This window comes from Pseudomonas cremoris, from assembly GCF_014230465.1.
On record NZ_JAAXCY010000006.1, the window covers coordinates 1 to 14,846 of the forward strand.

At 59.2% G+C, this 14,846-nt stretch carries 14 protein-coding genes; 12 read left to right on the forward strand and 2 right to left on the reverse strand.

Features of this window, described 5'->3' with window-relative positions:
* Positions 1–496: 496 nt before the first annotated feature.
* Together HF257_RS15985 and HF257_RS15990 are read right to left on the reverse strand one after the other, a co-directional pair.
* Entirely contained in the window at positions 497–1,717 is a 1,221-nt protein-coding gene (locus tag HF257_RS15985) for a CaiB/BaiF CoA transferase family protein (protein WP_185709708.1), read from the reverse strand.
* 13 nt (positions 1,718–1,730) lie between these two features.
* Positions 1,731–2,912: an acyl-CoA dehydrogenase gene (locus HF257_RS15990; RefSeq protein ID WP_003187423.1), complete on the reverse strand. Its 1,182-nt coding sequence runs from the start codon at positions 2,910–2,912 to the stop codon at positions 1,731–1,733.
* Positions 2,913–3,070: 158 nt separating this feature from the next.
* Between HF257_RS15990 and HF257_RS15995 the strand changes: the two genes are divergently transcribed.
* From HF257_RS15995 to HF257_RS16050, 12 genes are all read left to right on the forward strand, one after another.
* Positions 3,071–3,970: a LysR family transcriptional regulator gene (locus HF257_RS15995; RefSeq protein ID WP_185709707.1), complete on the forward strand. Its 900-nt coding sequence runs from the start codon at positions 3,071–3,073 to the stop codon at positions 3,968–3,970.
* A gap of 452 nt (positions 3,971–4,422) precedes the next feature.
* Entirely contained in the window at positions 4,423–5,544 is a 1,122-nt protein-coding gene (locus HF257_RS16000; RefSeq protein ID WP_185709706.1) for a Re/Si-specific NAD(P)(+) transhydrogenase subunit alpha, read from the forward strand.
* A gap of 15 nt (positions 5,545–5,559) precedes the next feature.
* Positions 5,560–5,880 (forward strand): NAD(P) transhydrogenase subunit alpha, encoded by a 321-nt coding sequence (locus tag HF257_RS16005; RefSeq protein WP_057432530.1) that lies wholly within the window; start codon positions 5,560–5,562, stop codon positions 5,878–5,880.
* Positions 5,880–7,316: an NAD(P)(+) transhydrogenase (Re/Si-specific) subunit beta gene (locus tag HF257_RS16010; protein WP_185709705.1), complete on the forward strand. Its 1,437-nt coding sequence runs from the start codon at positions 5,880–5,882 to the stop codon at positions 7,314–7,316. Before HF257_RS16005 ends, HF257_RS16010 begins: the two co-directional genes overlap by 1 nt.
* 179 nt (positions 7,317–7,495) lie before the next feature.
* The gene (locus HF257_RS16015) at positions 7,496–8,989 is read left to right on the forward strand and encodes an acetyl-CoA hydrolase/transferase family protein (protein ID WP_185709704.1); all 1,494 of its coding nucleotides are present in this window, start codon (positions 7,496–7,498) and stop codon (positions 8,987–8,989) included.
* A gap of 318 nt (positions 8,990–9,307) precedes the next feature.
* Entirely contained in the window at positions 9,308–9,523 is a 216-nt protein-coding gene (locus HF257_RS16020) for a DUF1127 domain-containing protein (protein WP_010168694.1), read from the forward strand.
* Between the two features lie 262 nt (positions 9,524–9,785).
* Entirely contained in the window at positions 9,786–9,971 is a 186-nt protein-coding gene (locus HF257_RS16025) for a DUF1127 domain-containing protein (protein ID WP_185709703.1), read from the forward strand.
* Positions 9,972–10,107: 136 nt separating this feature from the next.
* Positions 10,108–10,428, forward strand: a complete 321-nt coding sequence (locus HF257_RS16030; protein WP_032862677.1) for a DUF2388 domain-containing protein — start codon at positions 10,108–10,110, stop codon at positions 10,426–10,428.
* 80 nt (positions 10,429–10,508) lie between these two features.
* The gene (locus HF257_RS16035) at positions 10,509–10,817 is read left to right on the forward strand and encodes a DUF2388 domain-containing protein (RefSeq protein WP_185709702.1); all 309 of its coding nucleotides are present in this window, start codon (positions 10,509–10,511) and stop codon (positions 10,815–10,817) included.
* Positions 10,818–10,856: 39 nt separating this feature from the next.
* Positions 10,857–11,177 carry a DUF2388 domain-containing protein gene (locus tag HF257_RS16040; RefSeq protein ID WP_185709701.1) on the forward strand — a complete coding sequence of 107 codons (321 nt, stop codon included), beginning with the start codon at positions 10,857–10,859 and terminating at the stop codon, positions 11,175–11,177.
* Positions 11,174–13,135, forward strand: coding sequence for a DUF7844 domain-containing protein (locus tag HF257_RS16045; protein ID WP_185709700.1), 1,962 nt, complete (start codon positions 11,174–11,176; stop codon positions 13,133–13,135). Before HF257_RS16040 ends, HF257_RS16045 begins: the two co-directional genes overlap by 4 nt.
* Before the next feature lie 380 nt (positions 13,136–13,515).
* A complete protein-coding gene (locus tag HF257_RS16050; protein WP_185709699.1) occupies positions 13,516–14,823 on the forward strand; it encodes a CitMHS family transporter in 1,308 nt (435 codons plus the stop codon).
* Positions 14,824–14,846: the final 23 nt, after the last annotated feature.

A 14,846-nucleotide genomic window follows, 5' to 3' on the forward strand; every position in this document is an offset into this window, starting at 1 on the left:
AGTAACTTGTGATGCTGATAATCTTGTTGACTATCAGTCTGACCCCACAAGCACCCACACGAATTGCTTGATTCAGTTGTTAAAGAGCGGTTGGTTAAGATCTTTCGTCTCAACCGAGGCGCGCATTCTACAGCAGCCTCATTTGCTGTCAAGTGATTATTTTCAGAAGTTTTCGAAGATTTCTTCAACAACTTCAACCACTTGCGCTTCCGATTACTCGTTAGCGGGAGGCGAATTCTACAGCGTTACACGCTGCTGTCAACACCTCTTTTTCAACTTCTTGCGGGCTTCGATGAACTGAAGCAACTGACTGCCGAAATCTACATAACTCATTGTTTACCAAGGAGTTTTCCGTTTCGACTGCGCCGGAAGTGGGGCGAATTATAGGCCTCCAGAATCTGCCGTCAACCTTTAATTCAGGTTTTCTATCAAACACTTCTGATTGATTAAAAAACGACCAACCCCAAGCCCCACGTATCTATATAGAAGGAACCACTCAGATAACGCCCGCAACCCTCAACGCATCAACACTCGCCACATCCAGCCCCAATACGCTCTGTAGCACCTGAACCGTATGCTCCCCCAACAAAGGTGGCGCACTACGGTATTCCACCGGCGTCTTCGACAACCGTATTGGACTAGCCACCTGGGGCACAGCCCCCGCCAGCGCATGAGGTAGCTCCATCGCAAGCCCGCGCGCCTTGACCTGCGGATCAGCAAACACCTGCGCCAGATCATTGATCGGCCCACACGGCACACCAACCTGCTCCAGCTGTGACACCCACTCAGCCGTTGTCTTGAACACCGTGGCCTGGCGTATCAGCGGAATCAACTCAGCGCGATTAGCCACCCGCACCTTATTAGTCGCGAAACGAGGATCGTCCGCCCAATGCGGCTGACCCGCCACCTCAGCGAACTTACGGAACTGCCCGTCATTACCTACCGTGAGGATGAAGTCGCCGTCGGCCGTAGGAAAGTCCTGATACGGCACAATATTCGGATGTGCATTGCCCAAGCGCTTGGGCGGCACTCCCGTCGTCAGGTAATTCATTGCCTGATTCGCCAGGCAAGCCACCTGCACGTCCAGTAATGCCATATCAATATGCTGCCCGCCCCCATCATGATCCCGATGAGCCAGCGCCGCCAAGATCGCCACGGTCGAGTAAAGCCCGGTGAGAATGTCAGTCAGCGCCACCCCCACCTTCACCGGCCCTGCACCCTCGTCACCCTCAGGCCGGCCAGTCAGGCTCATCAGCCCGCCTAACCCCTGGATCATAAAGTCATAGCCGGCACGTGCGGCATAGGGCCCTGTCTGACCAAACCCCGTGATCGAGCAATAGATCAACTCCGGGTTGATCTGCTTGAGCGACTCATAGTCCAGCCCATACGCCGCCAGACCACCGACTTTAAAATTCTCGATCAGGATGTCGGACTTGGCCGCGAGATCCCGCACCAGCTTCTGCCCCTCCGGTCGCGTGAAGTCGATTGTCACCGACTCTTTATTACGGTTGGCCGACAGGTAGTACGCCGCCTCGCTGGTGTTCTCGCCATAAGCGTCCTTGAGAAAGGGCGGCCCCCAGGCGCGCGTGTCATCACCACTCCCCGGTCGCTCGACCTTGATAACCTCGGCCCCAAGGTCTGCAAGTATCTGCCCGGACCAAGGCCCCGCCAGCACTCTCGACAAATCCAGTACTCGCAGATGCGAAAGTGCGCCCATGCCAGCTCTCCTATTAATAGAACGCTTGAAGACCGGTTTGCGCACGACCGAGAATCAAGGCGTGCACGTCATGGGTACCTTCGTAGGTATTGACCACCTCCAGGTTGACCAAATGACGCGCCACCCCGAACTCGTCAGAGATACCGTTACCACCGAGCATGTCGCGCGCCATCCGTGCGATATCCAGGGATTTGCCACACGAATTTCGCTTCATGATCGAGGTGATCTCGACCGCCGCCGTACCTTCATCCTTCATACGCCCCAGACGCAAGCAGCCTTGCAGGGCCAGGGTGATCTCGGTCTGCATGTCGGCCAGTTTTTTCTGGATCAACTGGGTAGCTGCCAACGGACGACCGAACTGCTGACGATCCAAGGTGTACTGGCGAGCGGTGTGCCAGCAGAATTCGGCAGCGCCCAGCGCGCCCCAGGAGATGCCGTAGCGCGCCGAGTTAAGGCAAGTGAATGGCCCTTTCAAGCCACGCACGTCCGGGAAGATGTTCTCTTCCGGCACAAAGACGTTATCCATCACGATCTCACCGGTAATGGACGCGCGCAGACCAACTTTGCCGTGAATCGCCGGAGCACTGAGACCCTTCCAGCCCTTCTCCAGGACAAACCCGCGAATATCACCGGCATCATCCTTGCCCCACACCACAAACACATCAGCGATCGGGCTATTGGTGATCCACATCTTCGCGCCGGTCAAGCTGTAGCCACCGTCTACTTTGCGCGCACGAGTAATCATCGCGCCCGGGTCCGAACCATGGTTAGGCTCGGTCAGACCGAAACAACCAATCCACTCACCCGAGGCCAGCTTCGGTAGATACTTTTGCTTCTGCGCTTCGGTACCAAACTCATTGATAGGCACCATTACCAGCGATGACTGCACACTCATCATCGAGCGATAACCGGAGTCAACGCGCTCGACTTCACGGGCAATCAGCCCATAACTGACGTAGTTCAAACCGCTGCCGCCGTACTGCTCGGGAATCATCGCGCCCAGCAGCCCGGTTTCGCCCATCTCGCGAAAGATCGCAGGGTCGGTCTTTTCATGACGGAAGGCTTCGAGCACACGCGGCGCCAGCTTGTCCTGGGCGAACTGCTCGGCGCTGTCACGCACCATGCGCTCTTCTTCGGTGAGCTGTTGATCCAGCAGCAGTGGATCGATCCAGTTGAAGCTTGCCTTGCCAGCCATGAATAAGTCCTCGCGAAGATAAATCAGATGTCGTGGATGCAGCCTAGGCCCGCTGACCGAGGAGGGCAAACGAGGTTTCCGCATAGGCTTGTGCTAATTTCTCACTTCGAAACATCCAAAAGCACCGCTGGTGCGCTTTATATGTGAGGACAAGGTACATGCGCAGAAAAATCCCCAGCACCACCGCCCTTGTCAGTTTTGAAGCGGCAGCCCGTCACGAGAGCTTTACCAAGGCGGCGCTTGAACTTTCCATCACCCAAGGCGCCATCTGTCGACAGATAGCCAGCCTTGAGGAGTTTTTAAGTGTCGAGCTGTTTCGCCGCTCACGGCGCGGCGTCAAACTGACGGAAGCAGGGCTGTCCTATAGCCGCCGTATCGCCACACAACTGGATGCGGTGGAGCGCGACACCCTGTCAGTAATGGGCCAGCAGGGCGCTAATGTGATCGAACTGGCGGTGGTCCCGACATTTGGTACCCAGTGGCTGATTCCGCGCCTCAAGGACTTCCAGCGCCAACACCCGGAAGTCACAGTCAACCTTACCAACCGCACGCGGCCCTTTCTGTTTGCCGACACTGAATTCGATGCGGCGATCTACTTTGGCGATGCCGACTGGTCAGGTACTGAATCCCACCGCCTTATGGGAGAAAACCCCGTCCCCGTATGTAGCCCGCGCTTACTCGGCAACCATGTGCAATTCAGCCCCCAGCAAATCGCGGAACTGCCACTGCTGCAGCAAACCACCCGCCCTTATGCCTGGCGCCAGTGGTTCAACGCCCAGCAACTGAATATCCCCCGCGACATGACGGGACCGCGCTACGAGCTATTCTCGATGTTGTCCCAGGCCGCCATGCATGACATGGGCGTCGCGCTGATTCCACCGTTCCTCATCCAGCGCGAACTGGAGGAGCACCAGTTGGTCATCGCGAGCCCCGAAGCGCTGACCAGCTCGAAGGCTTACTACTTGATGATTCCCGACAGAAAAGTCGAATCAGCCTCGCTGCATGCCTTCAGGGACTGGTTGATTGATCAGTCGCAGCGCTACAGCCCCAGCGTTTAAAGGCCAAAAGCCAATTGCTGACTTTGTAGTCAGTTAAATTAAGATCCTACAGATATACGTATATGTCGCATTTAAACAGACTGTACCTGTTGGCTAAAAATCAGCTTCAACGCCATGATTATCATGGCTTGTAGCGACTATCGCAGGTCAATGCACGACTATTCACATTGGCGATGACGAAAGACACCATAAATGCCTACAGCCCTTTAAATCTTTGTATTTGAAGAGGTTATTTCAGAGTGTTGCGACAATCAGTCACAGGGTGACTTGTAGTTAATTTTTCGTCACCCGTCATAATCCCTTGAAGGCCGTAAAGTTCGCCTGCAAAATGCCGCGCCCCGCTGTCATTTCAGCGGGATCGTGCTGATCGGCCGCCCCAGTTGCGCCACTCGCGGTGCACTGGCCTTTTTACAAAAAGATCAAAAGCAAAAAGATCATGCAGGAGATTTGACGTGCACATTGGTGTTCCTCTCGAAACCCAGACCGGTGAAACGCGGGTGGCTGCCACCCCGGAAACCATCAAGAAGCTGATCGGCCAGGGCCATAAGGTCACTGTACAAAGCGGAGCCGGCATCAAGGCCAGCATCACTGACAGTGCCTATGAAACGGCAGGCGCAACCATTGGCAGTGCCGACGATGCGTTTGGCGCCGAGCTGATTCTCAAAGTGGTAGCCCCCAGCGACAGCGAACTCACGCTGATCAAAAGCGGCACCGTCTTGGTGGGCATGCTCAACCCGTTCAGCAACGAAACCATCGCCAAGCTCGCCGAACGCGGCATCACCGCCTTTGCCCTCGAAGCCGCGCCGCGCACCTCGCGGGCCCAAAGCCTCGACGTGCTGTCGTCCCAGGCCAACATCGCCGGCTATAAAGCCGTACTGCTCGCCGCTCATCACTACCCGCGCTTTATGCCGATGCTGATGACAGCCGCTGGCACCGTTAAGGCTGCTCGCGTGCTGATCCTCGGCGCAGGCGTTGCTGGCCTGCAGGCCATCGCTACGGCGAAACGCCTGGGGGCAGTCATCGAAGCGTCCGACGTGCGTCCCGCCGTGAAAGAGCAAATCGAATCCCTCGGCGCCAAGTTCGTCGACGTGCCGTACGAAACCGATGAAGAACGCGAATGCGCCGTCGGTGTCGGTGGCTACGCCCGCCCGATGCCCACCAGCTGGATGCAGCGCCAGGCCCTGGCCGTGCACGAACGCGCCAAGCAAGCCGATATCGTCATCACCACCGCGCTGATCCCAGGCCGCAAGGCACCCACCTTGCTCAGCGCCGACACCGTCGCGCAGATGAAACCCGGCTCCGTGGTCATCGACCTCGCCGCCGCCCAAGGTGGCAACTGCCCGCTGACCGTCGCCGACCAGGTCGTTGTGGAAAACGGCGTGATCATCTGCGGCCCGACCAACCTCGCCGGCGCTGTCGCCGCCGACGCCTCGGCCTTGTATGCGCGCAACCTGCTGGACTTCCTGAAGCTGGTCTTCACCAAGGAAGGGCAGTTTGAAATCAACCTCGAAGACGACATCGTCGCCGCGTGCCTGATGTGCCGCGACGGCCAAGTCATCCGCAAAAACGCCTAAACAGGGATTCAGACGATGGAAGAGCTTATCTCCCCCGGTATCTACAACCTGATCATCTTTGTGCTGGCGATTTATGTCGGTTACCACGTGGTCTGGAACGTCACCCCCGCGCTGCACACGCCGCTGATGGCGGTGACCAACGCGATTTCCGCGATCGTGATCGTCGGCGCCATGCTGGCCGCCGCCCTCACCGTGACGCCGCTGGGCAAGACCATGGGCACCCTGGCCGTGGCCTTGGCGGCGGTGAACGTGTTCGGCGGTTTCCTGGTTACACGTAGGATGCTTGAGATGTTCAAGAAGAAAGCGCCCAAAGCTGTGAAAGAGGTGCAGAAGTAATGAGCATGAATCTGGTAACGACGCTCTACCTGATCGCGTCGATCTGCTTTATCCAGGCTCTCAAAGGCCTGTCGCACCCCACCACGTCGCGACGCGGCAACCTGTTCGGCATGCTCGGCATGGCGCTGGCGGTACTCACCACCGTGGGCCTCATCTATAAGCTCGGCGCTGAGCTCGCAACCGCCGGTATCGGTTATGTGATCGTGGGCCTGCTGGTCGGCGGCACCGCCGGTTCGATCATGGCCAAGCGCGTAGAAATGACCAAGATGCCGGAGCTGGTGGCGTTCATGCACAGCATGATCGGCCTGGCCGCGGTGTTCATTGCGATTGCCGCCGTGGTCGAGCCGCAGTCCCTGGGTATCGTTAAACACCTCGGTGATGCGATCCCTGCCGGTAACCGCCTGGAGCTGTTCCTCGGCGCAGCCATCGGCGCCATCACCTTCTCCGGTTCGGTGATCGCGTTCGGCAAGCTGTCGGGCAAGTACAAGTTCCGCCTGTTCCAGGGCGCACCGGTACAGTTTGGCGGCCAGCATAAATTGAACCTGGTGCTCGGCCTGCTGACGCTTGGCCTGGGCCTGGCATTCATGTTCACCGGCAACCTCACCGCCTTCGCGCTGATGCTGGCGCTGGCGTTCGTGCTCGGCGTGCTGATCATCATCCCTATCGGCGGCGCCGACATGCCGGTGGTGGTGTCGATGCTCAACAGCTACTCCGGCTGGGCAGCGGCGGGTATCGGCTTCTCGCTGAACAACTCGATGCTGATCATCGCCGGCTCCCTGGTGGGCTCCAGCGGCGCGATCCTGTCGTACATCATGTGCAAGGCGATGAACCGTTCCTTCTTTAATGTACTGCTCGGCGGTTTCGGCAATACGCCGGATGCAAGTGCCGCTGCCGGTTCCAAGGAAGCACGCCCGGTCAAATCCGGCTCGGCCGACGATGCGACCTTCCTGCTGACCAACGCTGACACCGTGATCATCGTTCCAGGCTACGGCTTGGCAGTGGCACGGGCGCAACATGCGCTCAAGGAACTGACCGAGAAGCTCACCCACCGCGGCGTCACCGTGAAGTACGCGATCCACCCGGTGGCGGGCCGTATGCCCGGCCACATGAACGTCCTGCTGGCCGAGGCCGAAGTGCCTTACGACCAGGTGTTCGAGATGGAAGACATCAACTCCGAGTTCGGCCAGGCCGACGTGGTGCTGGTGTTGGGCGCCAACGACGTGGTCAACCCGGCCGCCAAGAACGATCCCAACTCGCCGATTGCCGGCATGCCGATCCTCGAAGCCTTCAAGGCCAAGACCATCATCGTCAACAAGCGCTCAATGGCCAGCGGCTATGCCGGTTTGGACAACGAGTTGTTCTATCTGGACAAGACCATGATGGTCTTTGGTGACGCGAAGAAGGTCATCGAAGACATGGTCAAAGCCGTCGAGTAACACTGCTACAGCGCAATACTCGAAACCCCGGCCTCCCGTAGGCTGGGGTTTTTTATTACTCCATGAAACCCGACCAAAGGCTCTAAATCGCTGCCCGGCATTCGACCATGGTAGCGGGCCGAAATTTTTTGAAATCACTAAACTGCGCACCTTGCTTCCGTAGCCTGAGATAAGAATCCATGTACCGTGATCGCATCCGCTTGCCTTCGTTGTTGAACAAGGTCATGAGCGCGGCAGACGCCGCCGCACTGATCGAGGACGGCATGACCGTCGGCATGAGTGGCTTTACCCGTGCCGGTGAAGCCAAGGCCGTCCCCCACGCATTGGCCGAACGCGCCAAGACGTCACCGCTGAAAATCACCCTGATGACCGGTGCCAGCCTGGGCAACGACCTGGACAAGCAACTGACCGAAGCGGGCGTACTGTCCCGACGCATGCCGTTCCAGGTCGACAGCACCCTGCGCAAGGCGATTAACGCCGGCCAAGTCATGTTTATCGACCAGCATTTGTCGGAAACGGTTGAGCAACTGCGCAACAACCAGCTCAAGCTGCCGGACATCGCCGTCATCGAGGCAGTCGCAATCACCGAGCAGGGCCACATTGTGCCCACCACCTCCGTGGGCAACTCGGCCAGTTTCGCGATCTTCGCCAAGCAGGTCATCGTCGAGATCAACCTGGCGCACAACCCGAACCTGGAAGGGTTGCACGACATCTATATCCCAACTTACCGCCCGACCCGCACACCGATCCCGCTGGTGAAAGTCGACGACCGCATCGGCAGCACCGCGATCCCGATCCCACCGGAGAAGATCGTCGCCATCGTGATCACCAACCAGGCCGACTCTGCCTCCACGGTGACGCCGCCTGACAGCGACACCCAAGGCATCGCCAATCACCTGATCAACTTCCTCAAGCAGGAAGTGGACGCCGGGCGCATGACCAACAAGCTCGGCCCGTTGCAGGCCGGCATCGGCAACATCGCTAACGCGGTGATGTGCGGCTTGATCGAATCGCCGTTCGAAGACCTGACGATGTACTCTGAAGTGTTGCAGGACTCCACATTCGATCTGATCGACGCCGGCAAGCTCAGCTTCGCCTCGGGCAGCTCGATCACCCTGTCGGAGCGGCGCAATGCCGACGTGTTCGGCAACCTGGAACACTATAAGGACAAGCTGGTACTGCGCCCGCAAGAGATCTCCAACCACCCTGAGGTGGTGCGTCGCCTGGGTATTATCGGGATCAATACCGCGCTGGAGTTCGACATCTACGGCAACGTCAACTCCACCCACGTCTGCGGCACGCGGATGATGAACGGTATCGGCGGCTCAGGTGACTTCGCGCGCAACGCGCACCTGGCGATCTTCGTGACCAAGTCCATCGCCAAGGGCGGCGCGATCTCCAGCGTGGTACCGATGGTCAGCCACGTGGACCACACCGAGCATGACGTCGACATCCTGGTGACCGAAGTCGGGCTGGCCGACCTGCGCGGCCTGGCGCCACGCGAACGGGCGCGAGTGATCATCGACAACTGCGTGCACCCAGCGTATCGCGATGCGCTGAACACGTACTTCGATGCCGCGTGCGCCATCGGCGGGCACACACCGCACATCCTGCGCGAAGCACTGAGCTGGCACATCAACCTGGAAGAAACCGGGCATATGCTCAAGGCGTGATTGATACAGATCCGAGCTGATGCAAATACAGTTTCATCAGCTCGGCTGCACCTCTAAGCGTTTTGAAAAAAACTGTACTGCTGTACCGGTCATTTCTTACCGAAATATCCTACTCAACTCACCGAAAACGCCTATTTCGCACTGTTTCAGTGCGGACAGGTACAGTTGCCCCATTTCTGTACAGTACAGCACCCTTAAACAGTTAACTGGCCCCTCACAATACAGGTGAACTGTATCTAGAGAGTCTTGCGGCGGAGGAGGATCATTGGCATCAGTTAAACCACTACCTAATCCCGCCACAAGCGGAAGGATGTCATCATGGAACGTACACTCAGTTCCGATCTCTTCTTCGAAGAAAAAGCTGTAAACACCCAGGCCTCCCTGCCTTTGCGCGTTATCGCCAACCTGATGTTGTGGCAGCGCCGCATCTCCAGCCGCCACCAACTGGCTCGTCTGGATTCGCGTCTGCTGGCTGACGCTGGTATCAGCGAAGCTCAACGCTACGAAGAGCTGAGCAAGCCGTTCTGGCGCTAATTGGCGCTCGCTGGCCCTGACCTAACGGGTCCACCGCCAGCAACCAGATTCGTCAAAACAAAGCCCGCCCCGGGTAACCGGAGGCGGGCTTTGTTGTTTCTGGCATCCGGGTTTTGGACGGTCGAACAGAAGCCATTCATAGCGACAGGTACAGTTTAAAAAACAAAACAGTTAGACGGTACAATTTAGATCCGGTGTATCTGTATTGGTCATGGCGACTCCCCCAACATGGTGTTCCAGTAGCTCATGAAAGGTGCTCGCCATGGATACCCAACCCCCTCTCTATAGACGGTTACTAAACAAGACGGGCTGCACGCTGGCACGCTGGGCACGCCAAGCCCATGAGCGACGCCAGCTGGCTCAAATGGATCGTCGGGAATTATCCGACGTGGGCATCAGCCCCAGCGACCGTCTGAGCGAATTGTCCAAGCCCTTCTGGCGTGACTAGGCGGTCAAGAGGCTTTCCGAACGGATAAACGGCGGCTTAATATCCAGCCACTGCGTGGCGAACTGTTTAAAGCAGGCGTCTGATCCACATTGGCGGCCCTGCGCCACGTTATCCGTTCATTTAAAGGAGTCATCCCATGTCCCGTCTTCGCCTGCTGAGTGCCGCTGCCCTGTTGGCCGTGGCTGCCAACGCCAGCGCAACCAGCCTTATCGTGACCACTGACTCGATCGTCGGCGCACTCAAAGCCACCTCCGATGCGACCTCCGATGCCACATCGTCCCTGCGTGACAACAAGGTCGTACGCGCCGCCCGTGACGACGCTGCCAGCTTTGTCGCCAGCGAAGGCGCCATTCGTGGCGTGAAGCTGGAAAGCGCCCTGGCCCAGATCCGCCAACAAGCGCCACAACTCAATACCGCGACTGACGCACAGCTGGCCCAAGCGATCCTGGCTATCTGACAACGGGCCCGATACCCCGGCGCTGGCTCTCGCCCGGGCATTGCGCTAGCCTTGGCGCTCGTTTTCAGTTGTCGAGTCCCATGGCTTTTTCATACCGCCTGTTAATAGTCCCTGTTTTGTTTTGCGCTGGCTGGTCGCCATTGGCTTCGGCCTTTGACGTGACCACCCAGAGCACTGTCGCGAGCGCGTACGCCACCAGCAAGGTGACGTCTGCGCCCTTCGACCGCAAAGTGATCGTCGCTGCCCAGGATGATGCGGCCGCGTTCATTGCCACAGACGGCCAATGGCGGGGGGCAAGGCTTGAGTCGGCGCTGGATTACCTGCGCCGTACCCAGCCAAAACTTAACGCCAGCGACCGTGAACTGGCGCAAGCAATTCTCGTCCAATAATCATCTTTGTATTTCCATCTTTGTATTCGGAGTTATTCCATGCGTAGCCCGCTGATCGCCGCCACCCTTGGCCTGCTGTTGTTGGCCGACGTCGCCCAGGCACATACCCTGGTGGCCACCAGTAACATCATTGTTCGCGCCTCCGGTCGCACCATCGATTTCACCTCGGACACCACCACCTCCATCCGCGACTCCAAGGTCGTGCGTGAAGCCCACGATGATGCCGCCAGTTTCGTCGCCACCAACGGCGAGATCCGTGGCGCACAACTGGAAGCGGCTTTCGACACCATTCGTACGCGCATGCCGGAAACGCGTGACGCCAGCGACCAGAGCCTCGCCGAAGCTATCCTCGCTCTGTGAGGCGCCTCGCCGCCTGGCTCTTGGCGTGGGCTGTGCTGCTCTGTGCAGGCGCAGCCCAGGCCGGCCTGCAACTGCGGCTCAAGACCGATGGCTTGAGCCCGGCTGAACAACAGGCCAGCCAGGCATTGCTCGACGAGGCGATGCGCTCATTGCCGCCACGCTTTATCGAGCAGTTGGACCGGCGCATCGATGTCGGCTGGACCGACAAGATGCCCAGCAACGCCTACGGCCAGGCGTCCCTGGTCTCCGAGCTGGACCTCAACAGCAACCTGCTCGCCAGCCTCACTGATGGCAGCGCCGCCACCCAGAAAACCAATCGCCCCCACGGCACTGTGCGCCGGGAAATGCTCGCCACCGTGCTGCATGAACTGACCCACATCTATGACCGTGCGCGCCTGTGGTCCAAGGAAGACCGTGCGCTGATCAACCGCTGCAGCCGCCAGAACAACATCACCGGCCTGATCGGCCTGCCCGATCAATGCCGTGGCCAGAATGACCGCCGCTTCACCCTCAGCGACGACCCGCGCCTGCTGGACCTCGCCGGCTGGCCGCAATACGTCGGGCGCCGTGGCGAACGTGAACAGCACAACCATCAGGTCGCCCGCAGCCCGGACATCTACGAAACCACCAGCCCGCTGGAATTCGTGGCGGTCAACATGGAGTACTTCCTGCTCGACCCCAGCTACGGCTGCCGACGCCCCGCGCTGTTTCGTTATTACAAGGAACACTTCGGCTGGGCACCGCCCGAGCAGGACACCTGCGCCAAGACCTATGCCTTCCTGAACGCAGGCAACGACTTTGCCAAGACGCCGCTGGGCCAGATCGACCCGGAGCGCGTCTACGAAATCGACTACCTGCTGGCCGAAGCCAACCAGAATCTGGTCAGCCGCTGGGGTCACAGCATGCTGCGCCTGGTGATCTGCGCCCCCGGTCGCCCGCGTGGTCCGGATTGTCGCTTGGACCTGGACCAGCATCTGGTGCTGTCCTACCGCGCCTTCGTCGGTGACGTTCAGTTGTCGAGCTGGGATGGACTGGTGGGCAAGTACCCGTCGCGGCTGTTTGTGCTGCCACTGGCCCAGGTGATCGACGAATACACCAAGACCGAGCTGCGCGGCCTGGCCTCCGTGCCCTTGAAACTGACGCGCCAGGAAATCAACGACACCGTCGAGCACGCCGCCGAGATGCATTGGAGCTATGACGGCAACTACTTCTTCATTTCCAACAACTGCGCAGTAGAGAGCCTGAAGCTGTTGCGCAGCGGCAGCGCCAACCCGCAACTGACTGGCCTGGACAACATCACCCCCAACGGTTTGTTGGAAGTCCTCAGCGCTCGCGGCTTGGCCGATACCAGCGTGCTCGACGACAAACGCAATGCCCTGCGCCTGGGTTATCACTTCGACTCCTTCCGCGAGCGCTACCAGGCGATGTTTGAAGTGCTGCGCAAATACCTGCCAATCAAACAGACCCAGGTCGAAGACTGGCTGTCCTTAAGCGCCGCCGAACGCCGCCCCTGGTTCGACCAGGCCGACCTGCGTACCAGCGCCGCGTTGCTGCTGCTGGAGCAAGCCAGCTACCGCAAGCAGTTGATGCTGGCCCAGGACGAAGTCAAACAGCGCTACCTCGGTGCCCGCGAGCTGAAAAATGGCGGCATGGAGAAAGCCAATAACACCCTGCAACAAATCCTCGCCAACAGCGGCTTCCTCAGCCGCCCGGCAGAACTGCTGGACAGCGGTGGCTACGGCTTGCCGCAACCGTCGGAAGCCAAGCGCCTGGAATCGGAAAGTGCCGAGCGCCAGAAGCAACTGCAATCGCTGACTGGCGACTTGGATAAAGAGGTGAGGGCGCTGCTGGACCCGTCCCGTGCGGATGAAATTGCTGCGTGTGAGGCCAACCTCAAGCAGGTGGGCGAACACTTGCGCAAGCTTCACAAGGCGGCCGGCGGCCTCGAACTGCCCTGATAAGTCACTGCCAAACACAGTTCAACATGTGGCAGCGGGCTTGCTCGCGAAAGCGGTGTGTCAGTTGATGACGCGCCGACTGACACACCGCTTTCGCGAGCAAGCCCGCTCCCACAGTTGATCTGCGTGTACCTCAAGACCGTGCGTCTTCCCGTCATCACCTGTTTTCCCAGCGAAAGCTGGCTGAAAGCTTTCCCGTCTAGGATCGCCCCCAACTGCCGGCAACAGACCGGCTGTACACAACAACAATGGTGATTCCCGATGTCCGCTCGTACCCGCCTGTTCGCCCCAACTCCACCCGTACGCCTCGTGCCTTTCGTTCTGCGCTGAGCCCCACCCGGTTCGCCATTCCCTAGCCGCGCTACGCCTGGAGTATTCCTATGCTGACTTTCCTTGGCTTTGCCATGGTCATCACGTTCATGTTCCTGATCATGACCAAGCGCCTGTCCGCGCTGATCGCCTTGATCATCGTGCCAATCCTGTTCGCGCTGTTCGGCGGTTTCGCGCCGGAGATCGGCCCGATGATGCTTGCGGGCATCACCAAGCTGGCGCCGACCGGCGTGATGCTGATGTTCGCCATTCTCTACTTTGCCCTGATGATCGACTCCGGCCTGTTCGACCCGGCCGTGCGCAAGATCCTCAAGATGGTCAAGGGCGACCCGCTGAAGGTTTCGGTCGGTACTGCCGTGCTGGCCCTGGTCGTGTCCCTCGACGGTGACGGCGCCACCACCTACATGATCTGCGTGGCCGCGATGCTGCCGCTGTACCAGCGCATTGGCATGAGCCCGCGGATCATGGCAGGCCTGATCATTCTCGCCGGTGGTGTGATGAACATGACCCCTTGGGGTGGCCCGACGGCACGGGCCGCCAGTGCATTGCATGTGGACCCGTCGGACATTTTTGTACCAATGATCCCGGCGATGGCCGTCGGCGTCGTGGCGATCCTGGTGATTGCCTACATGTACGGCCTGCGTGAGCGCTCACGTCTGGGTGAACTGCACCTGCACGGCGATGAGATCGACCACAGCGAAATCAGCGTGTCGCAATTCCCGGACGCCCGCCGTCCAAAGCTGATCTGGTTCAACGGCGCGCTGACCTTCGCCCTGATGTGCACGCTGATCGCCGGCCTGTTGCCGCTGCCGGTGCTGTTCATGGTGGCGTTCAGTATCGCGATGATCGTCAACTACCCGTGCCTGCAGATGCAGAAAGACCGTATCGCCGCCCACTCCGGCAGCGTACTGGCGGTCACCGGCCTGATCTTCGCGGCGGGTATCTTCACCGGCATTCTGTCGGGTACCGGCATGGTCGATGCCATGTCCAAGAGCCTGCTGGCGGTCATTCCCGACGCACTGGGCCCGTACCTGGCGGTGATTACCGCGCTGGTGAGCATGCCGTTCACCTTCTTCATGTCCAACGATGCGTTCTACTACGGCGTACTGCCGGTGCTGGCCGAGGCCGCCAGCCACTACGGCATCACTGCTGTGGAAATGGCCCGCGCCTCTATCGTTGGCCAGCCCGTGCACTTGCTCAGCCCGCTGGTACCGTCCACCTACCTGTTGGTAGCCCTGGCTGGCATCGAATTCGGCGATCACCAGCGCTTCACCCTCAAGTGGGCAGTACTGGTGTGCCTGTGCATAATGTTCGCCGCGTTGCTGATGGGGATTTTTCCGCTGTTCAGCACTCTATAATCCTACCGACTCACCGCGCGGCG